Origin of the sequence: Mycobacterium sp. AMU20-3851 (genome assembly GCF_043974665.1) — a bacterium.
GTDB lineage: Bacteria > Actinomycetota > Actinomycetes > Mycobacteriales > Mycobacteriaceae > Mycobacterium.
Genome location: NZ_CP146371.1, coordinates 143,689 through 169,420 on the forward strand (window position 1 = coordinate 143,689; position 25,732 = coordinate 169,420).

Sequence of the window (25,732 nt, forward strand, 5' to 3'; positions counted from 1 at the left end):
CATTGTGCTCCGCCGTTACGGTGGTACCCATGCGTAGAGCTGTAACCACAGCACACGCCGGCGTAATCCTGGTCGGCTGCCTGCTGGGAACCGGGTCGCCGGCGGCCTGGGCAGACCCGGTGGTCGAGCCGCCCGAGGTGCAGCCCGAGCCGTGGCGCACGGCGTTCATCGACAATCCGATGATCCTCAACCCGCACCCGACCGGTGTCGAATCCTGGAGCCGCACCGAGGGCGGGTTGGCGGTCAACTTCACCGCCGGACCCGCCGACTGCTTCGGCGTGCATGTGATCGCGACCGAGACCGCCGAGGAGGTCTTGCTGGATCTGCACGGCGGCGTTCCGCCGGATGCGATCGGGCGGATGTGCATCGCCCTGGCGGTTCCCGGAACCGTGCCCGTGGTGCTGCAGGAGCCGCTGGGGGACCGGCGGGTCGTGGACGTCGGTGTCACCCTCGACAAACCCAGCTAGAACGTGTTCTATTTTGTGGCGTGACGCTGTTCACCCGAGCTGAGCTGACAGACGCCTTCGCGACATTCGAGCAGACGGTCGACGAGGCCGCCCGCACCCGCAACTGGGATCCGTGGGTCGACCAGTACACCGTCGACGTCGACTATGTGGAGCACGCGGCAGGCACCATGCGTGGACGCGAACAGGTGCGGCCGTGGATCTGGAAGACCATGGAGAGCTTCCCCGGAAACCACATGACGTCGTTTCCGGCGCTGTGGACGGTCATCGACGAGTCGACCTCCCGGGTGATCTGTGAGCTGGACAATCCGATGCGCGATCCCGGTGACGGCACCATCATCAGCGCCACCAACATTTCGATCCTGACCTATGCGGGGGACGGACTGTGGAGCCGCCAGGAGGATGTCTACAACCCGCTGCGGTTCCTGTCCGCGGCGAAGAAGTGGTGCAAGAAGGCGCAGGAGCTGGGCACGTTGACCGATGAAGCCGCGTCGTGGATGCAGCAGATGGGCGTCCGGTGACGGCTCCTGCCGCCGGCCCGGTCCTGGTCATCGGGGCCAACGGCTACCTCGGCTCGCACGTGGTGCGCCAGCTTGCCGGTGACGGGCGCGAGGTTCGGGTGATGGTGCGCGAGGGCGCCAACACCGTCGGCATCGAGGATCTGGACGTGCAGCGCTACATCGGCGACATCTGGGACGCGGATGTGCTGACCGAGGCGATGACCGGCGTCGAGGACATCTATTACTGCGTGGTGGACACCCGGGGCTGGTTGCGCGATCCGTCCCCGCTGTTCCGCACCAATGTCGACGGCACCCGTCATGTGCTGGACATCGCGACCCGTCCCGAGATCGTCGCGGGACTGCGCAAGTTCGTGTTCACCAGCAGCTACGCGACGGTCGGTCGCCGGCGCGGCCAGGTTGCCACCGAGCAGGACATCGCTGACGAGCGAGGGTTGACGCCGTATGTGCGGTCCCGGGTGCAGGCCGAGAAACTGGTGTTGCAGTACGCCCGCGATCGCGGGCTGCCCGCAGTGGCGATGTGCGTATCGACCACGTACGGCGGCACCGACTGGGGGCGTACCCCGCACGGTGCCATCATCGCCGGCGCCGTATTCGGGAAGTTGCCGTTCGTGATGAGCGGGATCGAACTCGAGGCCGTCGGCGTGAACGACGCCGCCCGTGCGCTGATCCTGGCCGCGGAGAAGGGCCGCGTGGGCGAGCGCTACCTGATCTCGGAGAAGATGATCAGCAATGCCGAGGTGGCCCGGATCGCGGCGGAGGAGGCCGGTGTACCGCCGCCGGCGCGGTCGATCCCATTGCCGCTGACCTACCTACTGGCCACCGTCGGCACCATCAAGGGCCGGCTGCGCCGCACCGATGAACGCCTGTCACTGGCCTCGCTACGGCTGATGCGGGCCGAGGCGCCCGTCGATCACAGCAAGGCGGTCCGCGAACTCGGCTGGCAGCCAACGCCGGTGGAGGATTCCATTCGGGAGGCCGCCCGGTTCTGGATGGGCCTGCGTGACGCCAGGCGCGCGCAGAAAAGCGGCTGAACTCCACCGCGGAGACACCTAGCCTGAAGGAATGGCAGACAAGCTCAAGGTCGATCTGTCCGGGGCGCCGCAAACCATGCTGGCGACCTTCTACGCGAAGGCGCTCGATGCCGGCCTGCCTCGGCCGATCCTCGGCGATCAACTGGCCAGAGAGATCGCCGAGCGGATCGACTACGACTGGAGCAAGACGTCCATCACCGCCGCGAGATCGCCGGCGGTGACCACCCGCACGGCGCACTTCGACCGCTGGACCGCCCAGTTCCTCGCGGTACACCCAGAGGCCGTGGTGCTGCACCTCGGGTGCGGGCTCGACGGCCGCTTCTTCCGGCTGCGGCCGGGCCCGGGGGTGCTCTGGTATGACATCGACTATCCCGAGGTGGCTCAGTTGCGTGAGCGGCTCTATCCGTCGGCCGAGCGCTATCAGGTGCTCGCCGCGTCGGTGACCGATCCGGACTGGCTGCCCGACATTCCCGCCGAGCGGCCGACGCTGATGCTCGGTGAGGGACTGACGATGTACCTCACCGAACGGGACGGCGTGGCGCTGCTGCGTCGCGTGGTGGACCGATTCCCTTCCGGTGAACTGCAATTCGATGCATTCAACACGGCGGGCATCAAGTCGCAATGGACCAACACTGTGGTGCGCCGGTCCGGGGCGAGGCTGTCCTGGGCGATCGACGGTCCCGAGGACATCCTGTCGGCCGTGCCCGGCACCCGGCTGCTGGCATGGCTGTCGCCGTTCGACACCGAGGAGTTCGGGATGGTGGGCCCGGGGTATCGGCTGCTGGCGAAGGTGATGTCGCGGGTGCCCGCGCTGCGCTATATGGCGCAGTACCACCGTTATTCGTTCTGACACGGGTCGTCCTTGCCCGGTGGATCGAGGAGTTCTTCGGGGTGGAAGTGGTGGTTGAGGGTGTCTTGGCCGGTGTCCATGAGTGGGGGTGGGTACCAGTGGGTGCGTCCGGTGTCGGGGTCGATGCGGGTGGTCCAGCCCATTTCGGCGAGCCGGTTGTCGGGTCCGCAGCCCAGGGCGAGGGTGGGGGCGTCGGTGTGGCCGCCGTTGTTCCAGCTGGGCTGGGCGTGGTGGGCCTGGCAGTGGCAGGCGGCTTGGGTGCAGCCGGGGCGGGTGCAGCCGCGGTCGCGGTTGTAGAGCAGTAGGCGTTGGGCCTTGCTGGCCAGGCGTCGGGTGCGGCCGAGGTAGAGGGGTTCGGCGGTGTGTTTTCGGTAGACCACCAGGTAGTGGTAGGCCTGTTCGGCGAGGCGGATGAGGTCGGGCATGGGCATGAGGGTGCCGGTGCCGGTGACCGCGATCCCGGCCCCGGCCTCCAACTCCGCGAGCGTGGTGGAGACCACGACGGTGACCGGGATGCCGTTGTGTTGGCCGAGGTTTTTGGCCATCAGGGCATCGCGCAGGATTGCTTTGAGGGCGTCGTGGTGGCGCTGGGCGCGGGTGCGGGTATCGCCGGTGGCCAGATCGGCGAGGGCCCCGAAATCGGCGGGGCGGTTGGGGTCGGGATCTCCGGCTATGTCAGCGTCGGCGAAGGGATCTTCACCGGCCGGATCCGCGAGCCCCTTATCGGCGGCGTCGTCTTCACTGTCGGCGCCCGCGGTCCCGTGTTCGTCCTCGGTGACGCGATCCTCTCCTGCCGCACCGTCTTCGGCGGCAGCCGAGCCTTCCCCGCCGGCCGAATCGGCCTCCGGCACGACCTCGTCGTCGAGTGGGTTGGGGTCCGGGTTGAGCTTGGGTTCGGGATCGTCGGGGTTGTTGATCCCGGGTCGGCCCCAGACTTCTAGCGCGGTACCGAGATAGGCGGCGAGTTCGGCATCCACCCAGCCGGTGATGCGGACCAGCCCGTCGGCGTCCTGCGCGCCGAGGGTGATCCCGCGCCGGTGCCGGGCCATATCCGGGCCGTCGCCGTCCTGGTTGAGTTTGTAGAGCACCCGGGTGGCGGCTTCTTTCAACGTTTCCGGGCTGGTGGTCTTGGCCGCGGCGACCAGGCTGGCCTCCAACTGCGCCAGCTCGCTACCACTGAGCCGCCCCGACGCGGACTTCAAGGTCGCGCGCACGACCGCGATGTGCTCGGCGGCGATGCTGCCCTCGGCCAGCGCGGCCGCGCATGCCGGCAACACCGGTTCGAGTACGTCGCCGTTCATGGCGTGCCGCGGCCCGAGCACCTCAGCACCAGAGACCCGGCGGGCAGCCTCGGCGCGGCTGATCCGCATCCGGGTGGCCAGCACATCGATCCAGGATTTCCCGCCGATCTCATGCGGGGTGGCCCGGTCCATCAGCGCGGCCTGGATGCGGTGGTCGATCACCGCCTCGGCGCGGGCCCGCAGCTCACGCTCGGACTGGATGGCCAACAACTCCGCGGTATCGAACACCGTGAAATCGGCATCCAGCAGCGCCTTGACCGACGCGGTGCGAGCGGAGAGGGCGTGCTGCACCGTCTCCCGACTCGCCACCACATCCATCTTCATGGTGAGAACATACGTTCGACCACCGACAGAAAACGGCAGGATGTGACACCAGAGACTAAAGGGGCCAAAGAAATTTCTGAGACAGATCGCTCGCGCGAATGTGGCTATCTTGGAGGATCTTTCAGATCGACCGGGCCGCGAACCCCGAGCACCGGCTGCCGCGGACCTCCCTTGTTGAAGTCCGGGCACCAGGGTGAGTGGCCCTGCTCGTCCCGCCAGACGACCTGCAGGCCACGGATGGGGCCGCCGTGGAATGCCACGGCCCACCCCATGTGCACATCGGGCGCGGTCACCTCGACGAACTCGGCAGCTGGGTCACCCGGGAACGTCATGGTGTCACCGGGTGCCGGTTCGGTCTTGCGCACCATGTAATCGGCCACCACGTTCAGCAGTCGCATGGACTGCCGCGGCGGGAGTGCGGTGACCAGTAGCTCCGGCAGACCCGCCGCACTCAGCCCGATCGTGTACGCGAACGGAGGTTCCGTCTCGACGTACTGCACTGCCCAACCGTTCTTGATGACGGTGCCCTGCAGCACGTCGAGGTAGTCCTGCCGGGTTGCGCCCGGGTGATCGCATTGCCAGCACATGGTGTGCCCCTTTCGTCGCTACTTGGGCTCAACCATCCGCCGCCCCACCGACAACCGGCCTGACAGAATTGCCGGGTGTCCCCGATCAACGGTCAGGTCTCGCACTGGTTCGACAAGCTGCCGGCGCTGCGCCCGAAGCTGCCCGGCGACCGGGACGCCGACGTCTGCATCGTGGGCGCGGGCTACACCGGGTTGTGGACGGCCTACTACCTCAAGCGCGCCGACCCTTCGCTGCGGATCACCATCTTGGAGGCGCGCTTCGCGGGTTTCGGCGCCTCCGGCCGCAATGGCGGCTGGCTGTCGGGTCTGGTCCCCGGCGACCGGAACCGGATGGCGAAAGCCCATGGCCGAGACAAGGTTCTGGCTTGGCAGCGGGCGCTCAACGATTCCGTCGACGAGGTGATCGAGGTGGCCGACCGGGAGGGCATCGACGCCGGTGCGGTCAAAGGTGGAACCCTGGAGATCGCGCGCAACGCGGCCCAGGCCGCTCGACTGGCGGCCACCGTCGCCGAGGAGCGGCGCTGGGGCAATGACGTCATTGAGCTGACGAAAGATGAAGCAGCGCAACGGATCCAGTTCGCCGGATTGGTATCGGCCTACCATTCCCCGCACTGTGCCCGGATCCAGCCGGCCGCATTGGCCCGCGGTCTGGCCGACGCCGTCGAGCGCCTCGGCGTCACCATCCACGAGCAGTCGGCGGTCATCGACATCCAGCCGGGCGCGGCGACCACCCGGTCGGGGACACTGCGCGCGCCGATCGTGCTGCGCGCCACCGAGGGCTTCACCCCCGCACTGCCCCGCCTGCACCGGCGCTGGCTGCCGATGAACAGCTCGATGATCGCCACCGATCCGATACCCGCCGAGATCTGGGACCGAATCGGTTGGCAGGGACGCGAAACCGTCGGCGACACCGCCCACGGGTTCTTCTACGCGCAACGCACGGTCGACGACCGGATCGCCATCGGCGGGCGCAGCGTGCCCTACCGATTCGGATCACGCACCGACCGCGACGGTCAGGTGCCCACCCGCACCATCGAACTGCTCACCGACGTTCTGCACACAATCCTTCCGCAGGTCCGCGACATCCCCATCGCGCACGGATGGTGCGGGGTGCTGGCGGTCCCGCGGGACTGGGAGGCCGGGGTCGCATTGGACCGCCATACCGGTCTGGGCTGGGCGGGCGGCTATGTCGGGCACGGTGTCACCGCGGCCAATCTGGCCGGGCGCACGCTGGCCGATCTGGTGCTGGCCCGGGACACCCCGGTCACCGACCTGCCGTGGGTCGGGCATCAGTCGCGTGACTGGGAACCCGAACCCTTGCGCTGGCTCGGGGTACGCAGCCTCTACCTCGCCTACAAACTGGCCGACCGGCACGAGACGGGCGGTCGGCGCAGCACCTCCCCGATCGCCCGGGTCGCCGACATCGTCACCCGCAAGCCGCACTGAGTTACGGCTGATTGCGCTCTGCGCGCTCCTTGAGCCGCTCCAGCGTCAGCCGGATGTGCTCGGCGTTGGCGCTGTCACGGTCACTGACTCCGGTGGCCAGGCCCGCGAACTTCTTGAACCAACCGGGCCGGTGATCCCAGGTGGACTCGGTGACCGTGCAACCACCCTCGGTCGCGGCGATGTCGTAGCGCCAGTGCGCGATCGGCAGCACGGCTGCCTTCACGTCGAACGCGAATCGCTGGCCCGGCAGCGCATGGGTGACGGTGCAGGTGGTTGCCCAGGACTTCGAGCCGTTGCGGTTCTCGCCCTTGAATACCGCTCCGGGGGTCGCCGACGTGCCCCTCTTCCAGTGCATGGCGTATGCCTCCTCGGCCAGCGAGGCCAACGTCGGCAGGTCGGTGATCAGCGCATACACCTTGGCCGGATCGGCGGCGATCGTCACAGAGGCGGTCACGGGCTCGGTCATGCGCTGATCGTAACGACCCACCGTGGCGGGAATCACTGTTCGACGCACGACGTTGTGTGTTGCATGAGCGAGCGTCCTGTCTGGCAACCGAGTGCCGAGCATCCGATCACGGTGACGCCCACCAGTGCGCACGTCACCGTCAGCATCGACGGCGCCGTAGTCGCCGAGACGGACCGCGCCGTGACGTTGCAGGAGGCCAGCTACCCCGCCGTGCAGTACATCCCGCTGGCCGATGTGCAGGCCTCGGCGCTGGTACGCAGCGAGACGACCAGCTACTGCCCGTACAAGGGCGAGGCGAGCTACTACCACGCCGCCGGCGTGCAGGACGCCGTCTGGGCCTACGAGCAGCCTTATCCGGCGGTCGCCGAGATCGCCGGCACGGTGGCCTTCTACCCGGACAAGGCACAGATCACGCTGTCCTAGATTGGTGAGGTGCCGACCGCGACGGTGACCTTCGACGGACCCGTGAGTCCGGGCCTGACGCTGTCGCCGCTGCGCCGAGGCAGCGGCGATCCGTGTTTCCGGGTGATCGGTACCGATACCTGGCGTACGTCGTTGACCCGTACCGGCGCGGTGACCGCACGGATCCGTAAGACGGCCGTGGACACCGTGGAATGTGAGGCGTGGGGTCCCGGCGCCGCCGAATTCCTCGATCACCTGGCCCTGTTGCTCGGGGTCGAAGACGACACCGCCGGATTCGAGCCGGTGGAGCCGACGGTCGCCGAGGCGTTGCGGCGGGTGCCGCACCTGCGTCTGGGCCGGACCGGACGGGTGCTGGAGGCTCTCATCCCGGCGGTCCTGGAGCAGCGGGTGTACGGCAAGGACGCATTCCGGGCGTGGCGGCTACTGACCACGAAGTTCGGCGCCCCCGCGCCCGGGCCGGCACCGGCAGGTATGCGGGTGCCACCGGCGGCCGATGTCTGGCGGCGCATCCCGTCCTGGGAGTTCCAGCTGGCCAACGTCGACCCCGGCCGGGCCCGCACCGTGGTGGGCTGCGCCCAGCGGGCCGACGCACTGGAGCGGCTGGACCGGGAGAAGGCGGCGACGGGTCTGACCTCGCTGCCCGGGGTCGGGGTGTGGACGGCCGCCGAGACCATGCAGCGCGCCTTCGGTGATGCCGATGCACTTTCGGTCGGCGACTACCACCTGGCGAAGATGGTGGGGCTGTGCCTGCTGGGCAGGCCCATCGACGACGCGGAGATGGTGATCTTGCTCGAACCGTTACGGCCGCACCGGCATCGGGCGGTGCGGTTGCTGGAAGCCAGCGGGCTGGCGGTCCGGCAACGTCGTGGGCCCCGGGCGCCGATCCCCAACCTGCGCGCGCTGTGATTATCGATCCGCCTTCGGGGGTATGCCTGGCTGGGAGACACGACCTACCCCCGATTCGAAGGAGTCACGATGACTGCGTTCACCATCCCCGGGTTGTCCGACAAGGAAGGTGCCGAAGTCGCCGAGTTGCTGCAGAAACAGCTCAGTACCTATAACGATCTTCATCTGACCCTCAAGCACGTGCACTGGAACGTGGTGGGCCCGAACTTCATCGGTGTCCACGAGATGATCGATCCCCAGGTTGAGCTGGTGCGCGGATACGCAGACGAGGTCGCCGAACGCATTGCGACGCTGGGCGGTTCGCCCAAGGGCACGCCCGGCTCGATCATCAAGGACCGCACGTGGGACGACTACTCCGTCGGCCGCGACAACGTGCAGGCTCACCTGGCGGCGGTCGACCTGGTGTACACCGGCATCATCGAGGACACCCGCAAGTCCATCCAGCGGCTCGATGACATCGATCTGGTGTCCCAGGACATGCTGATCGGTCATTCCGCCGAGCTGGAGAAGTTCCAGTGGTTCGTGCGCGCCCATCTGGAGAGCGCGGGCGGAGAACTCGCCCACGCCGGCCAGGACACCGAGAAGGGTGCCGCGAGCAGCGCGCGCCAGTAACCGCTAGTCGTCGAGGTCGAGAGTGTCGTCGCGGACCGGGCGGTCCGCGAGTTCCTCTGCGACACCGAACAACAGCGGGTATGCGATACCGGCGACGGCGGCACCGACCAGCGGGGCGACCCAGAACAGCCACAGCTGGCCCGGTGCGCCGTCGCCGTTGAAGAATGCGACGCCGGTGGACCGGGCGGGGTTGACCGAGGTGTTCGAGATCGGGATCGAGATCAGGTGGATGAGCGTCAGGGTCAACCCGATCGACAAGCCCGCGAACCCCTTCGGGGCCCGGTCATCGGTGGATCCGAGGATCACCAGCAGGAAGATGAAGGTCAGCACGACCTCGGTGATGAGGACCGCGACCATCGAGTACCCGCCGGGGGAGTGGTCGCCGAATCCGTTGGCCGCCATGTTGCCGGTGGCCGTCCATCCTTCCTTGCCTCCGGCCACGACGTATATCACTGCGCCGGCGGCGAATCCGCCGATGACCTGGGTGATCCAGTAAGGTGCCACGGCCACCCATTCGACCCGCTTGGCCAACGCTGCACCGAGGGTGACCGCGGGATTGAAGTGGCCACCGGAAATGGTGCCGAAGGCGTACACGCCGGTGAGTACCGTCAGGCCGAAAGCCAGTGCGACACCGAGAAATCCGATACCGAGCGATACGCCGTCATCGGAGAGGAACTTGGCTGCGAACACGGCGCTGCCGCAACCGCCGAGGACGAGCCAGAACGTGCCGATGAACTCGGCCGCCAGTCTGTGGGACATCGTTGGGGTGGTCATCGTTCGATTCGACATTGCCCTGCCCTTCGCTCAAAAATGAAGCTACAGGGGCAGAATCCCACGATTTCGACGGCCGATCGCGGCTGTCACCAAATCTTCGCCCAGCGGATACGTTTGCTATGCATTCTCAGCGGTAGGCGGTGAGCCGCGCGGTCAGGGCCACCTTGCCGTCGTCGCCGATGCCGTGGGCTTCCGCGACACCGCTGCTGCGGCCGGCATGCAGTGCGGTGGCCGTGTAACGGGACCGGCCGCCTCCGATGAGTCGGCGCAGGTAGTTGATCCGCAGCGACGCGGTCACCAGGGGCGTTTCCGTCCGGCCGGCGTTGAGCGCGGCGGACGCCACCAGTTCCAGGCCGGCCGCCGCCACGCCACCGTGGACCGCCCCCAGGCTGTTGTTCACCGCCGTGTTCTCCAGTTGACTCAGCACCGGCCCGGCTCCGGCGGTCTCGGCCACCTCGACGGCGAGCAGGGCGGCCAGGCTGTCGGGCAGCGGGTCCGCGGACTCGGTGGAGTGATCGAACGCGCCCGGGGTGTGCACGGCCGCAGTGATGTAGAACGTGCGCACCGTTGCGAGCCCGATCTCCACGCCGTGGTGGGTCAGCGTGCACTCCGACAGCGACGTGCGGCCCGCGCCGCCCACCGGTCGGCTGACGGCAAGCACCGGCTCTGTGGGTTCCTGAGCGATGGTGACCTGGGCATCCGGCGTGAACTCGAGGGCCAGCTCGCTGGACACCGTCCAGTGATCGTCGGGCCGCCTGGCGTGGTTGGCGAAGCCCGCGATGTGGTCCACGAGCACCGCGACCGCCGCCAAGGAGGGCGAACCTGTGAAGGGGTTCAGCATTCCGTCGACCGGCATGGCGGCGGCGAACGCCGTGGGGCCGGTCTCGACGTCGACGATTCCGAAGCGGCCGGGCGGGGTGGTCTGCGGATATGTCATCGAGAACCAGCTTCGCGCCGCGATATCAGGGGTTTACCCCGCGGGGGTATGCAACGTGGAGCGGCGCGCGATCTCTAAGAATCCGACCAGGCTTTCAGCTAACTACGAAATCGATATTTCCGCATGTAAACAACCCAAAGGTGCAAGATAGCAACTTACTGTGACGAGGGTCTCGTTTGTCGGCGTTCGCGCGCCGAGCGGCGGTAGGTTCGTGTTCCACTCGAAAACCGTTCGTGGCCAGCGGTATTCCGTTTCCGGACCGCCTTCTGGGGAACGATTACCGCCGATCTGCACGGAGCCCTAGTTAGGTCTGGCTAAGTTGGCACGTCACCCGGTGTTTGTCATATCGTTTTGATCACTTGTGGCGAGCGGGACAAATCCGTCGTTCAGTGCAGCACGAAGGCACCGCAATCGCCAGGCCGGTGACCGCCGGTATGCCGCTGGAGACAGCCGGCAGTACATGAAGCCCCTCTGTGGGCTTTGAGAGTAAAGGTCAGGTGGGCTTGCCGATGGGAACACCCAACGGGCTGTACAACCCCGCGTATGAGCACGACTCCTGTGGTGTGGCCATGGTGGCCGACATCCACGGTCGTCGGAGCCGTGACATCGTCGACAAGGCGATCACTGCGCTGCTGAACCTCGAGCACCGCGGTGCTGCGGGTGCCGAACCGAACACCGGTGACGGTGCCGGCATCCTGCTGCAGGTGCCGGACAAGTTCCTGCGCGCGGTCTGCAAGGAGGAGGGCTTCGAGCTCCCTCCCGAGGGCAGCTACGCCACCGGTATCGCCTTCCTCCCGCAGTCCGCGCGGGACGCCAAGCTGGCCTGCGAGGCAGTGCAGAAGATCGTCGAGGCCGAAGGGCTGCAGCTGCTCGGGTGGCGCGACGTCCCACACGACGACTCCTCGCTGGGTGCGCTGGCGCGCGACGCCATGCCGACGCTGCGCCAGGTGTTCATCGGCGGTGCATCCGGTATGGAGCTGGAACGCCGCGCCTTCGTGATCCGCAAGCGCGCCGAACACGAACTCGGCACCAAGGGCCCGGGCCAGGATGGGCCGGGACGCGAAACGGTCTACTTCCCAAGCCTTTCCGGTCAGACGTTCGTCTACAAGGGCATGCTGACCACGCCGCAGCTGCGGGCGTTCTACCTGGACCTGCAGGACGACCGGCTGGAGAGCGCGCTGGGCATCGTGCACTCGCGCTTCTCGACCAACACCTTCCCGTCCTGGCCGCTGGCGCACCCGTTCCGCCGCGTCGCGCACAACGGTGAGATCAACACCGTCACCGGCAACGAGAACTGGATGAAGGCCCGCGAGGCGCTCATCCACACCGATGTCTTCGGCTACCACAACGACCTGAACAAGATCTTCCCGGTCTGCACGCCGGGCGCCTCCGACACCGCCCGCTTCGACGAGGTGCTGGAACTGCTGCACCTGGGTGGGCGGAGCATCGCGCACTCGATGCTGATGATGATCCCCGAGGCCTGGGAGCGCAACGAGAACATGGACCCCGCGCTGCGGGCGTTCTACCAGTACCACGGATCGTTGATGGAGCCCTGGGACGGACCGGCGTCGGTGTGTTTCACCGACGGCACCGTGATCGGCGCCGTGCTGGACCGCAACGGCCTGCGTCCGGGCCGCATCTGGGTGACCAACGACGGTCTGGTCGTCATGGCGTCCGAGGCCGGCGTGCTGGACCTCGATCCGTCCACCGTGGTCAAGAAGATCCGACTGCAGCCGGGCCGGATGTTCCTGGTGGACACCGCGCAGGGCCGCATCGTCTCCGACGAGGAGATCAAGTCCGAGCTGGCCGCCGCGCAGCCGTACCAGGAGTGGCTGGACGCCGGACTGTTCCACGTCGACGAACTGCCCCCCGGTAAGTACGTCAAGATGCCACATCACCGGGTGGTGTTGCGTCAGCAGGCATTCGGTTACACCTACGAGGAACTGAACCTGCTCGTCGCGCCGATGGCGCGCACCGGCGCCGAGGCGCTGGGATCGATGGGCACCGACACCCCGATCGCCGTGCTGTCGGCGCGGCCGCGGATGCTCTACGACTACTTCCAGCAGTTGTTCGCCCAGGTGACCAACCCGCCGCTGGACGCCATCCGCGAGGAAGTGGTGACCAGTCTGCAGGGCACCGTCGGCCCCGAGGGTGACCTGCTCAACCCGGACCAGAACTCGTGCCGCCAGATCGTGCTGCCGCAGCCGATCCTGCGCAACGCCGACCTGTCCAAGCTCATCGACGTGGACCCCGATCACGAGATCCGCGGCCACAAGCACGGCATGCGGGCCGCCGTGGTCAGCTGCCTGTACCCGGTGTCCGACGGCGGAGCGGGCCTGCGCCGCGCGCTGGAGGACGTCCGTACCAAGGTCTCCCAGGCGATCCGCAACGGCGCGCGCATCATCGTGCTGTCCGACCGGGAGTCCAACGAGTGGCTGGCCCCGATCCCGTCCCTGCTCTCGGTGGCCGCCGTGCACCATCACCTGGTCCGGGAGCGCACCCGCACCCAGGTCGGGTTGGTCGTCGAATCCGGCGACGCCCGCGAGGTGCACCACATGGCGATGCTGTGCGGCTTCGGTGCGGCGGCGATCAACCCGTACATGGCCTTCGAGTCCATCGACGACATGATCGACCGCGGCGTCATCACCGGGCTGACCAGTGATCAGGCCAAGGCCAACTACGTCAAGGCGGCCGGCAAGGGTGTGCTGAAGGTGATGTCCAAGATGGGCATCTCCACCCTGGCCTCCTACACCGGCGCCCAGCTGTTCCAGGCCATCGGTATCAACCAGCGTGTGCTCGACGAGTACTTCTCCGGATTGCACTGCCCCACAGGCGGAATCGACCTCGACGACATTGCCGCCGATGTCGCGGCCCGGCACGAGCTGGCCTACCTGGACCGGCCCGACGAGTGGGCGCACCGCGAGCTCGAGGTGGGCGGCGAGTACCAGTGGCGCCGGGAGGGTGAGTACCACCTGTTCAACCCGGACACCGTGTTCAAGCTGCAGCACTCCACCCGCACCGGGCAGTACTCGGTGTTCAAGGAGTACACCAAGCTGGTCGACGACCAGAGCGAGCGGATGGCCTCGCTGCGCGGCTTGCTGAAGTTCAAAGACGGTGTCCGAGAACCGGTTCCGCTGGACGAGGTGGAGCCGGCCAGCGAGATCGTCAAGCGGTTCTCGACCGGCGCGATGAGCTACGGCTCGATCTCGGCCGAGGCGCACGAGACGCTGGCGATCGCGATGAACCGGCTCGGCGGCCGGTCCAACTCCGGCGAGGGCGGCGAGAGCGTGGACCGCTTCGAGCCCGACGAGAACGGCGATTGGCGCCGTAGTGCCATCAAGCAGGTGGCCTCCGGCCGCTTCGGCGTGACCTCGCACTACCTGACCAACTGCACCGACATCCAGATCAAGATGGCCCAGGGTGCCAAGCCCGGTGAGGGCGGTCAGCTCCCGGGGCACAAGGTGTACCCGTGGGTCGCCGAGGTCCGGCACTCCACGCCGGGTGTCGGCCTGATCTCCCCGCCACCGCACCACGACATCTACTCGATCGAGGATCTGGCCCAGCTGATCCACGACCTGAAGAACGCCAACCCGGCCGCTCGTATCCACGTGAAACTCGTGAGCGAGAACGGGGTGGGCACCGTCGCGGCCGGCGTTTCCAAGGCGCACGCCGATGTGGTGCTCATCTCCGGGCACGACGGCGGTACCGGCGCCACCCCGCTGACCTCGCAGAAGCATGCCGGCGCCCCGTGGGAGCTCGGCCTGGCCGAGACGCAGCAGACGCTGCTGCTCAACGGCTTGCGTGATCGCATCGTGGTGCAGGTCGACGGCCAGCTCAAGACCGGTCGCGACGTGGTGATCGCCGCGCTGCTCGGCGGCGAGGAGTTCGGCTTCGCCACTGCGCCGCTGGTGGTCTCGGGCTGCATCATGATGCGGGTCTGCCACCTGGACACCTGCCCGGTGGGTGTGGCAACCCAGAATCCGGTGTTGCGTGAGCGTTTCAACGGCAAGCCGGAGTTCGTCGAGAACTTCTTCCTCTTCATCGCCGAAGAGGTCCGGGAACTCATGGCGCAGTTGGGCTTCCGCACCATCAACGAGATGGTCGGCCAGGTCGGCGCGCTGGACACCACGCAGGCCGCCGCGCACTGGAAAGCGCACAAGCTCGATCTGACGCCGGTGCTGCACGAGCCCGAGTCGGCGTTCATGAACCAGGATCTGTACTGCAGCTCGCAGCAGGACCACGGTCTGGACAAGGCGCTGGATCAGCAGCTGATCGTGCAATGCCGGGAAGCGATCGACGACGGTTCGCCGGTGCGATTCACCACCAAGATCGCCAACGTGAACCGCACCGTGGGAACGATGCTCGGCCACGAGGTCACCAAAGCCTATGGTGCCCAGGGTCTTCCGGATGGCACGATCGATATCACCTTCGAGGGGTCGGCGGGGAACAGCTTCGGCGCATTCGTGCCGCGCGGTATCACGCTGCGGGTGTACGGCGATGCCAACGACTACGTCGGCAAGGGGCTTTCAGGAGGTCGGATCGTGGTCCGGCCGTCCGACAAGGCGCCCAGTGCCTATGTCGCAGAAGACAACATCATCGGCGGCAACGTGATCCTCTTCGGCGCGACCAGCGGGCAGGCCTACCTGCGCGGCGTGGTCGGCGAGCGGTTCGCGGTCCGCAACTCCGGCGCGCACGCGGTGGTCGAGGGCGTCGGTGACCACGGTTGCGAGTACATGACCGGCGGTCGGGTGGTGATCCTGGGCCGGACCGGCCGGAACTTCGCGGCAGGCATGTCCGGTGGTGTCGCGTTTGTCTACGACCCGGACGGCGCTCTGCCGGGCAACGTGAACGGAGAGATGGTCGATCTTGACAGAGTGGACGATGGCGACACCGAATGGCTGCGGGAAATGATCGTGGCGCATGTCGACGCCACGGATTCGGCAGTGGGCCGGCGGATCCTGGCGGACTGGCCGGCGCAGCAGGGCCACTTCGTGAAGGTGATGCCCCGTGACTACAAGCGGGTGCTGAGCGCGATCTCGGAGGCCGAAGCCGCCGGCGAAGACGTGAACCACGCGATCATGGCGGCCGCTCGTGGCTGATCCGAACGGTTTCCTCAAGCACACCGCCCGGCAGACCCCGGCCCGGCGGCCCGTCGATCTGCGCCTCAAGGACTGGAAAGAGGTCTACGAGGAGTTCTCCGACGAGACCCTGAAGGATCAGGCCTCGCGGTGCATGGACTGTGGTATTCCTTTCTGCCACAACGGCTGTCCGCTGGGGAACCTGATTCCCGAGTGGAACGACCTGGTGTACCGGGACCGTTGGCGCGATGCCATCGAGCGGTTGCACGCCACCAACAACTTCCCGGAGTTCACCGGCCGGCTGTGCCCGGCACCGTGCGAGGCGGCGTGTGTGCTGGGGATCAACCAGGACGCGGTGACGATCAAGCAGGTCGAGGTGGAGATCATCGACCACGCTTGGGACAACGGCTGGGTCGCCCCGGTGATCCCCACGGTGCGCACGATGAAGAAGGTCGCCGTCGTCGGCTCCGGACCCGCCGGTCTGGCTGCCGCCCAGCAGTTGACCCGGGCCGGGCACTCGGTCACGGTGTTCGAGCGTGCCGACCGGATCGGTGGCCTGCTGCGCTACGGCATCCCCGAGTTCAAGATGGAAAAGCGCCACATCGACCGTCGTCTGGATCAGATGAAGGCCGAGGGCACCCAGTTCCGCACCGGCGTCAACGTCGGCGTGGACATCACCGTCGAGCAGCTGGACGAAGAATTCGACGCCGTGGTGCTCGCCGGCGGTGCGACCGCCTGGCGCGATCTGCCGATCCCGGGCCGCGAGCTCGACGGCATCCACCAGGCCATGGAGTACCTGCCGTGGGCCAACAAGCTGCAGCAGGGTGACGATGTGGCGGGCCCGGACGGCGAGCCGCCGATCACCGCCAAGGGCAAGAAGGTCGTCATCATCGGTGGCGGCGACACCGGGGCGGACTGCCTGGGCACCGCGCACCGTCAGGGTGCGGCGAGCGTGCACCAGTTCGAGATCATGCCCCGTCCCCCGGAGACGCGTGCCGAATCGACCCCGTGGCCGACCTACCCGCTGATGTTCCGGGTGGCCTCGGCACATGAAGAGGGTGGCGAGCGGGTGTTCTCGGTGAACACCGAGCAGTTCGTCGGCACTGATGGGCGGGTGTCCTCGCTGAGGGTGCACGAGGTCGAGATGAAGGCCGGCAAGTTCGAGAAGGTCGAGGGGTCCGATTTCGACCTGGACGCCGACATCGTGTTCCTGGCGATGGGCTTCGTCGGCCCCGAACGGGAGGGTCTGCTGACCGATCTGGGCGTGGAGCTGACCGACCGCGGCAACGTTGGCCGCGACAAGGACTTCCAGACCAACATCCCCGGTGTCTTCGTGGCCGGAGACATGGGTCGCGGGCAGTCCCTGATCGTGTGGGCGATCGCCGAGGGCCGGGCTGCGGCCGCCGGGGTGGACCGTTACCTGATGGGTGAGTCGGCGCTGCCGCGTCCGATCGAGCCGACGGCCGCGCCGCAGCGGTAGGCACACCAGCAACGTCTGTCACGGCAGAAACATCAGATTTTTCGGTCGGCGCGCCTCGTGGTGTTAGCCGCGTCACAGGTATCTAATGGTGGCGCAGGGGTCGTGCGGGTAAAGTGACCCCACGGTGCAGCTAAACGCCCGACCGCAGGAGTTCTGCCGTGTACAACAATCCCAATTCACGGTCCCGGATGAGCCGAATCGCCTGGTCATGGCTCCGTCATCCGATGCGAAGCCGGGAGTTTCCAGCTAAGCACGAGCGTCTGATCACACCCGCCGAGTTACTGCGCTACGGCGTCTGATCGGCCGGACTGCCGCGAGGTCCCGGTGCTGGCGACACCCGCGGCAGCCGTTTGCCAAATCGTGATTATTTCGTGACCGTCAGTTCTTGGTGCCGGTGGCGAGCCCGGAATCGCGGATGGCCTCGGCGAGGGGCTCCAGGACCGCGGTGTCATACGGCGGCGGCAGGTAGATGATCGCCAGATCCAAGCCCTCGGCGCCCAGCGCGGCCGCTTCCTCGATCACCTTGGCGTAGTCGCGGTCGGCGTCCAGCCGGACGTGCGCGGACAGGGTGATCTCCTTCGGATCCCGGCCGATATCGGCGCAGTGCGCGGCCAGCACGTCGCGCTTGCGCGCGAACTCCTCCGGCGGGCCGCCGACGAAATTCCAGTGATCGGCGTACTTGGCGGTGATCTTGAGGGTGCGCTTCTCTCCGCTGCCGCCGATGCAGAACGGTGGATGCGGCTGTTGCGGCCCCTTGGGTTCGTTACGGGCGTCCTTGAGCTGATAGAACTTTCCGTCGAACGTGGTGGTCTCCTGACTGAGCAGGCCCTTGAGGATCTCGCAGGCCTCCTCGAAGCGGTCGAAACGTTCCTTGATGCTGCCCAGTTCGATGCCGTAGGCGCCGGACTCCTCCTCGTTCCAGCCGGCGCCGATACCGAGCTCCAGGCGGCCGCCCGAGATGATGTCCAGCGCCGAGGCCATATTGGCCAGCACGGCCGGGTGGCGGTAGTGGATACCGGTCACCAGCACGCCCACCCGGAGCCGCTCGGTGGCCTGGGCCAGTGCCGTCAGGGTGGTCCAGCCCTCCAGGCACGGCCCGGTCGAGTCGGAGAAGATCGGATAGAAGTGGTCGAAGGTCCACCCGGATCGGTAGACGTCGATATCGTCCGCGGCCTTCCAGATGGCCAGCATGTCGGACCAGGTCGTGTTCTGCGGTGAGGTTTTGAAGGCGAAGTCCACACCTGGGAAACTAGTCCCGGTTGCCGAGAAATTCCTGGGACACCGTGGCGATGAGTTCTTCGTCCGTCGCGAGTCGGTACCGGCATGATCGACATGACGACGGCATGCGCGCGGACCGCCGAGGTGCTCATCGGCATCCGTGCGGAACAACTCGACGGGCCGACCCCCTGCACGGACCTGTCGGTAGGTGAGATGGCCGCGCACCTCGGCGAGTTGGCACCGGCCTTCGGGGCGGCGGCGGCCAAGAATCTGGGCGGCTTGACCGACACCCAGCCCGGCGAGAACGGCTACCGCCTGGAGGAGGGCTGGCGCGACCGGTATCCCGCCCGCCTCGCCGCGCTCGCCGCGGCATGGCAGGCGACGCAGGCTTGGGAAGGGATGACCCGCGTCGGTGGGGTCGACCTCCCGGGGGAGGTGTGCGGACTCGTGGCCCTGACCGAGGTGGTGGTGCACGGCTGGGATGTCGCGGTCGCCACCGGGCAGCCCTACGTCGTTGACGCCGACACCGCCGCGGCATTACTGGAGCACCTGACCGCTTTCACCGCGGCGGGCCCGGTGGAAGGACTCTTCGGTCCCGCGGTCGACGTCGGAAGCGACGAGAGCGAGTTCGATCGGGCGCTCGCGTTGAGCGGGCGCGACCCCGCCTGGCGACGTGTGTGATCTGCCCGGACCCCGGGCACACTGAGAGCATGGAGCCTTTGGACCCCGTGCGCGCACTCCGCCGCATCGCGTACTACAAGGACCGGGCCCGGGAAGACTCCCGCCGGGTGATGGCTTACCGCAACGCCGCCGACGTCATCGAGGCCATGACGCCCGAACATCGCGAGCGGGTCGGCAAGACCAACAGCTGGCAGACCTTGCCGGGCATCGGGCCCAAGACCGCGACGGTCATCGAGCAGGCGTGGGCGGGCCGCGAACCCGACACCCTGGTGGCGCTGCGGGAGGCGGCAACCGACCTCGGTGGAGGCGAGATCCGGACCGCCCTCAAAGGCGATCTGCACCTGCACTCGAACTGGTCGGACGGCTCGGCCCCGATCGCGGAGATGATGGAAGCCGCGCAGGAACTGGGCCACGAGTACTGCGCGCTGACCGACCATTCACCCCGGCTGACGGTGGCCAATGGGCTGTCCCCGGAGCGGCTACGCCAGCAGCTGGACGTGATCGACGAACTGCGCGGACGATTTTCGATGCAGATCCTGACCGGGATCGAGGTCGACATCCTCGATGACGGAACCCTGGACCAGGACCCCGAACTGCTGGAGCGCCTGGATATCGTGGTGGCCAGCGTGCATTCCAAGCTGAAGATGGATGCTCCGGCCATGACCCGCCGGATGGTGCGCGCGGTGTCCGGCGGGCAGGCTGACATCCTGGGCCACTGCACCGGCCGGCTGGTGGCCGGCAACCGCGGCATCCGGCCGGAATCGGCCTTCGACGCCGAGACGGTCTTCACCGCCTGCCGGGACAACGGCGTTGCGGTGGAGATCAATTCGCGGCCCGAGCGTCGTGACCCACCGACCCGGTTGCTGAATCTGGCATTGGAGATCGGTTGTGACTTCTCCATCGACACCGATGCCCACGCGCCCGGCCAACTCGACTTCCTGGGCTACGGCGCCCAGCGCGCGCTGGACGCCGGGGTGCCGACCGAGCGCATCATCAATACCTGGTCGGCGGACCGGCTGCTGGAGTGGGCGCACTGATTCAGGTGGCTGAGGTGAACGGATTGTGTTCGGCGATAAGCCGTTCCATCCGCGCCTCGTCGAGACGCGCGTGCACGGTGGCCGATTCCTGCTGATCGCGGATCACCTTGGCCAGGGTGAAGGCGCTGGTGACCAGGAACAGCACGGACATGCTCAGGAAGAGCCGCTGCCAGATGTCGAGTGGCAGGAAGACGATGCCGCCCAGGACGCCGATGAAGCTGACGCCGAAGGCGATGGTGGCCTGTAGCGAAAATGCCGCGGTGACCCTGGCTGTGTCGCTGAATGCGTTCATGTCGGCCAGCGTGCCGCAGGGTCGCGCCGGCCGGATGAGCGAAACTACTCAATCCGGCAGCATCGGCATCTCCAGGCCCGGGTCGCGGCCCAGCAGCACCCCGCGCGTCACCGAGGCATTGCCGAACCGCTGCCGCACCATGTCCACGGCGGCGTCGAGCGCGATCGGATCCGCCGGGCCTGCGAAGGGAAGTTCGAGTTGAGCCGCGCCGTCCCGGTCGATATTGGCCACCGCGAAACCCACCAGGGTCAGCCCGCGGTCGGCGATCAGCGGGCCGGCGGCGGCCACCAGCTCGCGGGCCGCGGCGAGCACCGTCTCGGTGGAGGCGGTGGCGCGGGCCAGCGTGTGCGAACGGGTGGCGCGGCCGTAGTCGTCGAACCGCAGCCGCAGCACCACCGTGCGTCCGGTGCGTCCCGCCGCCCGCATCCGGCGGGTGATGCGGTCCACGAGGTTCACCACCACCGCGTCGATCTCCGCGGCGGACATCGCGTTTCCGGACCGGCCCAGCGCGCCCTGGGCGCCCACCGAACGACGCCGCGTCCCGGTCACCACGCGGCGGCGGTCGATGTTGTGGGCCAGCGCGAACAGTTGCCGCCCCATGGCCGGCCCGACCATGGTGCCCAGCGCCGGTTCACTGAGCTCGGCGACATCGGCGACGGTGTGGATACCGTGCAGCCGCAGCTTCTCTGCGGTCTTGGCCCCGACTCCCCACAACCGGCGCACCGGCAGCGGATGCAGGAACGCCAGTTCCCGGTCCGGCGGCACCAGCAGCAACCCGTCCGGCTTGGCTTCCTGGCTGGCGACCTTGGCGAGGAACTTGGTGCGGGCGATCCCGACGGTGATGGGCAGCCCGACATCCACGCGGACCCGCTCACGCAACCGGGCCCCGATCTGCACCGGGGTGCCCGATAACCGGCCCAGGCCACCGACGTCGAGGAAGGCCTCGTCCACCGACACCGGTTCCACCAGCGGCGTGGTGTCCCGGAACACCTCGAACACCGCCCGGCTGGCCTCGGTGTAGGCCCGCATCCGGGGCGGGACCACGATCACCTGCGGGCACAGCCGCCGGGCCTGGCCGCCGTTCATGGCGGTGCGGACGCCGTACGCCTTGGCCTCGTAGCTGGCGGCCAGCACCACGCCGCCGCCGACGATGACCGGCCGACCGCGCAGCGTGGGGTCATCGCGCTGCTCGACCGAGGCGTAGAAAGAGTCGAGATCGGCGTGCAGGATATGGGCCTCGTCGACAACCCGCCCTCCGGACACGAACATATGTTCGCATGCCGTGCCGACAGATCAGCCGATCGGGCCGTAGATGCTGGTCAGCCAGATGTGGGTCAGGGTGTCGACCACCCGGTCCGCCGGGACCGAGGGGCGCTCATCGGTCAGGGCAGCCATCATCATCCGCTCGTTCATCAGATTCAGCGAGGTGGCCAGATCGAGCGCGGGCAGCGTCTCGGGGGCGGCTCCGCGCTGACGTTCCGCGGTGATGAGCGCGGCCGTCAGGTTGATCCACTTCTGCATCAGACCGGCCCAGACGGCGCGGAACTCGGGGCTGCTGTTCACCGCCTCGGCGCCGGCCCGGGCGGTCGCCGGATGCGAGCCGAAGGAACTGAAGAAGATCTCGATGCCGCGGCGGATGGCCTCGTGCGGTTCGGTCGGCATGGAGTCCAGTGCGTCGTCGAAGCCGGTGTCCGCCCGCTTGATCAGCGGGTCCAGCAGCGACAGCAGCACCGCTTCCTTGGAGGCGAAGTAGAAGTAGAACGTCGGCCGGGAGATCCCGGCGCCCTTGGCCAGATCGTCGACGGAGATGTCGGCGAAGGACCGCCGCTCGATCAGCCGGGTCGCGGTGTCCAGGATCGCCTGCTGCCGCTCATCCCCCGAGGGACGGGCGGCCCGGCGGCCGCGACCGGTGCTGGCAATGGACACGGGCCCTACCTTAACACCGTGTCGACTTTATCGACACAGCGTTGACCGACTCAACACCCTGTTGATACCGTCGGTACCATGACTGAACACCTCGACGTTGTGATCGTCGGCGCCGGCATCTCCGGCATCAGCACGGCCTGGCACCTGCAGGACCGCTGCCCGACCAAGAGCTACGCCATCCTGGAACGCCGCGAGAACATCGGCGGCACCTGGGACCTGTTCAAATACCCCGGCATCCGGTCGGACTCCGACATGTTCACCCTCGGATTCCGGTTCAAGCCCTGGACATCGGCCAAGGCCATCGCGGACGGGCAGTCGATCTGGAACTACATCAACGAGGCCGCCCAAGAGAACGGCATCGACAAGCACATCCGCACCGGGCACCGGGTCACCTCGGTGGACTGGTCCGATGACGACAACCGCTGGACGGTCAACATCGAGGCCGGCGGCGAACGCAAACAGCTCACCGCCTCGTTCCTGTCGGTGTGCAGTGGCTACTACAACTACGACGAGGGCTACTCACCCGAGTTCCCCGGCGCCGCGGACTTCAAGGGCCAGATCATCCATCCGCAGCACTGGCCCGAGGACCTGGACTACACCGGTAAGAAGATCGTCGTCATCGGCTCCGGAGCCACCGCCATCACGCTCATTCCGTCGCTGGTGAATGAAGGCGCCGGCCACGTCACCATGCTGCAGCGCTCACCGACCTACATCGGAGCGCTGCCGCTGGTGGATCCCGTTGCCGCGCAGGCCAACAAGTACCTACCGAAGAATGTCGCGCACGTGGTCAACCGGTGGAAGGCGATCGCCATGGCCACCGGCCAGTACCAGGTGGCGCGCCGGTTCCCGAAGGTGTTCAAGAAGGCGCTGCGGGACATGGCGACCCGGCGGCTGCCCGAGGGCTTCGACTACGACAAGCACTTCAGCCCGCGGTATGACCCGTGGGATGAGCGAGTCTGCTTGGCGCCCAACGGCGATTTCTTCAAGACCATCCGGTCCGGCAAGGCCGACGTGGTCACCGACACCATCGAGACCTTCACCGAAACCGGCATCAAGCTCGCCTCGGGTGCGGAGTTGCAGGCCGACATCATCATCACCGCAACGGGTTTGAACATGCAGCTGTTCGGCGGTGCGACCGCCACCCGCAACGGTGAGCCCATCGATCTGACCAAGACGATGACCTACAAGGGCCTCATGCTGTCCGGGGTGCCGAACATGGCCATCACCTTCGGCTACACCAACGCCTCCTGGACACTCAAGGCCGATCTGGTCTCCGAGTTCATCTGCCGCGTCCTCAATTACATGGATGCCAATGGCTTCGACCGGGTTGAGCCGCAGCATCCCGGCGACGCGGTCGACGAGCAGCCGTTCATGGACTTCACCCCGGGCTACTTCCGCCGGGCCATGGATACGCTGCCCAAGTCCGGATCCGAGGCGCCCTGGAAGCTCAAGCAGAACTACTTCTTCGACCTGCGGCTGATCCGGCACGGCAAGGTCGACGAGGACTCCCTGCTGTTCACCAAGCACCGGGCGGCGGTCAACGCCTGACCCTCGCTAGGACGGCGAAACGGCGACGAGGACGATCCCGTCCTCGTCGCTGTAGGCGATCTCGCCGGGCACGAATGTGACGCCGCCGAACGACACCTCGACGTCCCGTTCGCCCGCACCGGTTTTGGTGCCCTTGCGGGGATTGGTGCCCAGCGCCTTGATGCCCACGGCGATGGTGCGCAGGGTGGCCGCATCGCGCACCGCGCCGTGCACGATCACACCGGCCCACCCGTTCTCGGCGGCCAGTCCGGCGATGATGTCGCCCACCAGCGCGGTGTGCAGCGAGCCGCCGCCGTCGACCACCAGCACCCCGCCGTCACCGGGGGTGGACAGGATCGACTTGAGCAGGGCGTTGTCCTCGAAACAACGCACCGTGGTGATGCGTCCGGCGAATGCGGGGACCGCCCCGTAATTGCGCAACTGCAGATCGCAGCTGCGGACGTCGGGGTAGATCTCGTCGACGAGGTCAGCGGTCGCGCGGGGTTCGATGCTCACCTCATGATGCTAGCGAGCACCACATCGTGGACGAATTGCGCCAGTCCCGGTTCGACATCGTCGTAGTAGGCGGTGAACCGGGCGTCGGCCAGGTACATCTCGACCAGGCCGCGGTGCATCTCGCCGCCGCATTCGTAGAAGCGCTCGATCGCCGCGCGATGCCGGGCGGCAAGGGCATCGCCCTCCGGTGAGCCCGGCGCGACGCCCGCGCGCTTCGCGGTGGCGAGGTCGGCCAGCAGGGCATCGCCTTCGGCCTTGGCCTCGATCCAGTCCTGCTTCGTCATCTGCGCGGCCCGGCGCTGGGACTGCCTCCACTCCTCGGTGTCACCCCAGCGCTGTTCGGCCTCGATGGCGTAGTCCTCGCCGAATGCCGTGGTACCGAAGATCTCCACCTGTTCCTCCGCGGTCAACTGGATACCGCTGCGATGTGCGTCCATGAGTTCCTCCACTGCCCTGATGGTGCGCTGCAGCCCCTCGGCCCGCTCCAGGAGCAGAGCGTGCTGGCGGCGCAGCCTGGTCAGCTCGTCGACCTCGGGGTCGTCGAGCAGGACGCGGATCTCGTCCAGTGGAAGACCGGCGGCGCGGTAGCTCAGCACCAGGTGCAGCCGCTCGACGTCGGCGTCGGTGTAGCCGCGGTAGCCCGCAGCCGTCCGCACGCTGGGCGTCACCAGACCTATGTGGTCGTAGTGGTGCAACGTCCGCACGGAGACGCCGGTCAGAGCGGCGACACTGCCGACGGTCCTCTCGTCCATGGCTCGACTATCGGGCCTGACGTCGCGTGAGGGTCAAGCCCCGCGCGGTGGACTCAGTCCTGATCGGAGCTGCGGCGGGCCAGCAGGACCGCGATGATCGCCAGCAATCCGACGCCGATGGCCGCCACGAGGGGCAGCCGGGACTGATCGGGCCCGGCCGTCGACAGCGACGACGGCGTCGGCACGGCCGCGGCGACCGCTGACTTCGCTTGTGCGGCAACCTCTCTGGCGGCTTCCCTGGCGACTGCGGTGGGTTCGGTGGGCTCGGTGGGCTCGGGGGCAACCGCTGCCGCCTCGGCCGGGGTAGTCTCCACCGGTATCGCCTTGGCAGGCGCGGCCTTGGCCGGTGGGGCCTTCTTGGCGGGGGCGGCCTTCTTCGCGGCCGCCTTCTTCGCAGGGGCGGCCTTCTTGGCCGGCACAGCCTTCTTGGCGGGCGCGGCCTTCTTCGCCGGAGCCTTCTTCACAGGCGCCTCGCCGGCCGGTGGCGTGGCCGGGACCTGCTCAGCGGGCGCCTTCTGATCGGGAAGGTCCTGCTCGTCGGCCATGGGGCTGCTCCTTTGCAGTTCGTTGCGCAGTGTGTCCC

At 67.5% G+C, this 25,732-nt stretch carries 25 protein-coding genes; 13 read left to right on the top strand and 12 right to left on the bottom strand.

Annotation, left to right across the window (positions count from 1 at the left end):
* Positions 1-29: 29 nt before the first annotated feature.
* The 4 genes from V4U86_RS00715 to V4U86_RS00730 are packed head-to-tail and all read left to right on the top strand — an operon-like array spanning position 30 to position 2,866.
* Positions 30-467 carry a hypothetical protein gene (locus tag V4U86_RS00715; protein WP_395309403.1) on the top strand — a complete coding sequence of 146 codons (438 nt, stop codon included), beginning with the start codon at positions 30-32 and terminating at the stop codon, positions 465-467.
* A gap of 20 nt (positions 468-487) precedes the next feature.
* Complete coding sequence (locus V4U86_RS00720; RefSeq protein WP_395309404.1) at positions 488-985, top strand: nuclear transport factor 2 family protein; 498 nt, start codon at positions 488-490, stop codon at positions 983-985.
* Positions 982-2,016, top strand: coding sequence for an NAD-dependent epimerase/dehydratase family protein (locus V4U86_RS00725; RefSeq protein ID WP_395309405.1), 1,035 nt, complete (start codon positions 982-984; stop codon positions 2,014-2,016). The genes V4U86_RS00720 and V4U86_RS00725 overlap by 4 nt, the downstream gene beginning before the upstream one ends.
* Positions 2,017-2,047: 31 nt before the next feature.
* Positions 2,048-2,866 (top strand): class I SAM-dependent methyltransferase, encoded by an 819-nt coding sequence (locus V4U86_RS00730; protein ID WP_395309406.1) that lies wholly within the window; start codon positions 2,048-2,050, stop codon positions 2,864-2,866.
* On the opposite strand, the gene V4U86_RS00735 is transcribed toward V4U86_RS00730, so the two are convergent.
* A complete protein-coding gene (locus V4U86_RS00735) occupies positions 2,854-4,491 on the bottom strand; it encodes an HNH endonuclease signature motif containing protein (protein ID WP_395309407.1) in 1,638 nt (545 codons plus the stop codon). The genes V4U86_RS00730 and V4U86_RS00735 overlap by 13 nt on opposite strands.
* Before the next feature lie 104 nt (positions 4,492-4,595).
* On the bottom strand, positions 4,596-5,078 hold the full coding sequence (locus tag V4U86_RS00740) for a DUF4262 domain-containing protein (protein ID WP_395309408.1): 483 nt from the start codon (positions 5,076-5,078) through the stop codon (positions 4,596-4,598).
* A gap of 75 nt (positions 5,079-5,153) precedes the next feature.
* Between V4U86_RS00740 and V4U86_RS00745 the strand changes: the two genes are divergently transcribed.
* The gene (locus tag V4U86_RS00745; protein WP_395309409.1) at positions 5,154-6,524 is read left to right on the top strand and encodes an NAD(P)/FAD-dependent oxidoreductase; all 1,371 of its coding nucleotides are present in this window, start codon (positions 5,154-5,156) and stop codon (positions 6,522-6,524) included.
* Between the two features lies 1 nt (position 6,525).
* On the opposite strand, the gene V4U86_RS00750 is transcribed toward V4U86_RS00745, so the two are convergent.
* Entirely contained in the window at positions 6,526-6,990 is a 465-nt protein-coding gene (locus V4U86_RS00750; protein WP_395309410.1) for an SRPBCC family protein, read from the bottom strand.
* 63 nt (positions 6,991-7,053) lie between these two features.
* Here V4U86_RS00750 and V4U86_RS00755 point away from each other — a divergent pair, with 63 nt between their 5' ends.
* The 3 genes from V4U86_RS00755 to V4U86_RS00765 all read left to right on the top strand — a co-directional run bounded on the left by V4U86_RS00755 (position 7,054) and on the right by V4U86_RS00765 (position 8,931).
* Positions 7,054-7,413 (top strand): DUF427 domain-containing protein, encoded by a 360-nt coding sequence (locus tag V4U86_RS00755; protein WP_395309411.1) that lies wholly within the window; start codon positions 7,054-7,056, stop codon positions 7,411-7,413.
* A gap of 9 nt (positions 7,414-7,422) precedes the next feature.
* Positions 7,423-8,319, top strand: coding sequence for a DNA-3-methyladenine glycosylase family protein (locus tag V4U86_RS00760; RefSeq protein ID WP_395309412.1), 897 nt, complete (start codon positions 7,423-7,425; stop codon positions 8,317-8,319).
* A 69-nt stretch (positions 8,320-8,388) separates the two neighbouring features.
* Positions 8,389-8,931, top strand: a complete 543-nt coding sequence (locus tag V4U86_RS00765) for a Dps family protein (RefSeq protein WP_395309413.1) — start codon at positions 8,389-8,391, stop codon at positions 8,929-8,931.
* A 3-nt stretch (positions 8,932-8,934) separates the two neighbouring features.
* Here V4U86_RS00765 and aqpZ read toward each other — a convergent pair whose 3' ends face one another.
* Positions 8,935-9,705 (bottom strand): aquaporin Z, encoded by a 771-nt coding sequence (gene aqpZ, locus V4U86_RS00770; RefSeq protein WP_395309414.1) that lies wholly within the window; start codon positions 9,703-9,705, stop codon positions 8,935-8,937.
* A gap of 127 nt (positions 9,706-9,832) precedes the next feature.
* Entirely contained in the window at positions 9,833-10,642 is an 810-nt protein-coding gene (locus V4U86_RS00775) for a hotdog domain-containing protein (protein WP_395309415.1), read from the bottom strand.
* A 509-nt stretch (positions 10,643-11,151) separates the two neighbouring features.
* Here V4U86_RS00775 and gltB point away from each other — a divergent pair.
* Both gltB and V4U86_RS00785 read left to right on the top strand, forming a co-directional pair.
* Positions 11,152-15,741 (top strand): glutamate synthase large subunit, encoded by a 4,590-nt coding sequence (gltB, locus tag V4U86_RS00780; RefSeq protein WP_395309416.1) that lies wholly within the window; start codon positions 11,152-11,154, stop codon positions 15,739-15,741.
* A complete protein-coding gene (locus V4U86_RS00785) occupies positions 15,734-17,200 on the top strand; it encodes a glutamate synthase subunit beta (protein ID WP_395309417.1) in 1,467 nt (488 codons plus the stop codon). Before gltB ends, V4U86_RS00785 begins: the two co-directional genes overlap by 8 nt.
* 378 nt (positions 17,201-17,578) lie before the next feature.
* On the opposite strand, the gene V4U86_RS00790 is transcribed toward V4U86_RS00785, so the two are convergent.
* Complete coding sequence (locus V4U86_RS00790; RefSeq protein WP_395309418.1) at positions 17,579-18,439, bottom strand: LLM class F420-dependent oxidoreductase; 861 nt, start codon at positions 18,437-18,439, stop codon at positions 17,579-17,581.
* 84 nt (positions 18,440-18,523) lie between these two features.
* On the opposite strand from V4U86_RS00790, the gene V4U86_RS00795 reads away from it, so the two are divergent.
* Both V4U86_RS00795 and V4U86_RS00800 read left to right on the top strand, forming a co-directional pair.
* Positions 18,524-19,099, top strand: a complete 576-nt coding sequence (locus V4U86_RS00795) for a TIGR03086 family metal-binding protein (protein WP_395309419.1) — start codon at positions 18,524-18,526, stop codon at positions 19,097-19,099.
* A 38-nt stretch (positions 19,100-19,137) separates the two neighbouring features.
* On the top strand, positions 19,138-20,136 hold the full coding sequence (locus V4U86_RS00800) for a PHP domain-containing protein (protein ID WP_395312273.1): 999 nt from the start codon (positions 19,138-19,140) through the stop codon (positions 20,134-20,136).
* A gap of 1 nt (position 20,137) precedes the next feature.
* On the opposite strand, the gene V4U86_RS00805 is transcribed toward V4U86_RS00800, so the two are convergent.
* From V4U86_RS00805 to V4U86_RS00815, 3 genes are read right to left on the bottom strand one after another with little or no spacing between them, the layout of a single operon-like run.
* Positions 20,138-20,428 (bottom strand): YiaA/YiaB family inner membrane protein, encoded by a 291-nt coding sequence (locus tag V4U86_RS00805; protein ID WP_395309420.1) that lies wholly within the window; start codon positions 20,426-20,428, stop codon positions 20,138-20,140.
* Between the two features lie 48 nt (positions 20,429-20,476).
* Entirely contained in the window at positions 20,477-21,697 is a 1,221-nt protein-coding gene (gene dinB / locus V4U86_RS00810; RefSeq protein ID WP_395309421.1) for a DNA polymerase IV, read from the bottom strand.
* A 24-nt stretch (positions 21,698-21,721) separates the two neighbouring features.
* Positions 21,722-22,354, bottom strand: a complete 633-nt coding sequence (locus V4U86_RS00815; protein ID WP_395309422.1) for a TetR/AcrR family transcriptional regulator — start codon at positions 22,352-22,354, stop codon at positions 21,722-21,724.
* Between the two features lie 78 nt (positions 22,355-22,432).
* Between V4U86_RS00815 and V4U86_RS00820 the strand changes: the two genes are divergently transcribed.
* Entirely contained in the window at positions 22,433-23,902 is a 1,470-nt protein-coding gene (locus tag V4U86_RS00820; protein ID WP_395309423.1) for a flavin-containing monooxygenase, read from the top strand.
* 6 nt (positions 23,903-23,908) lie between these two features.
* On the opposite strand, the gene rraA is transcribed toward V4U86_RS00820, so the two are convergent.
* From rraA to V4U86_RS00835, 3 genes are read right to left on the bottom strand one after another with little or no spacing between them, the layout of a single operon-like run.
* Positions 23,909-24,397, bottom strand: coding sequence for a ribonuclease E activity regulator RraA (gene rraA, locus V4U86_RS00825; protein ID WP_395309424.1), 489 nt, complete (start codon positions 24,395-24,397; stop codon positions 23,909-23,911).
* The gene (locus V4U86_RS00830) at positions 24,394-25,149 is read right to left on the bottom strand and encodes a MerR family transcriptional regulator (protein WP_395309425.1); all 756 of its coding nucleotides are present in this window, start codon (positions 25,147-25,149) and stop codon (positions 24,394-24,396) included. The genes rraA and V4U86_RS00830 overlap by 4 nt, the downstream gene beginning before the upstream one ends.
* Before the next feature lie 53 nt (positions 25,150-25,202).
* Positions 25,203-25,694: a hypothetical protein gene (locus V4U86_RS00835; protein ID WP_395309426.1), complete on the bottom strand. Its 492-nt coding sequence runs from the start codon at positions 25,692-25,694 to the stop codon at positions 25,203-25,205.
* Positions 25,695-25,732 lie beyond the last annotated feature (38 nt).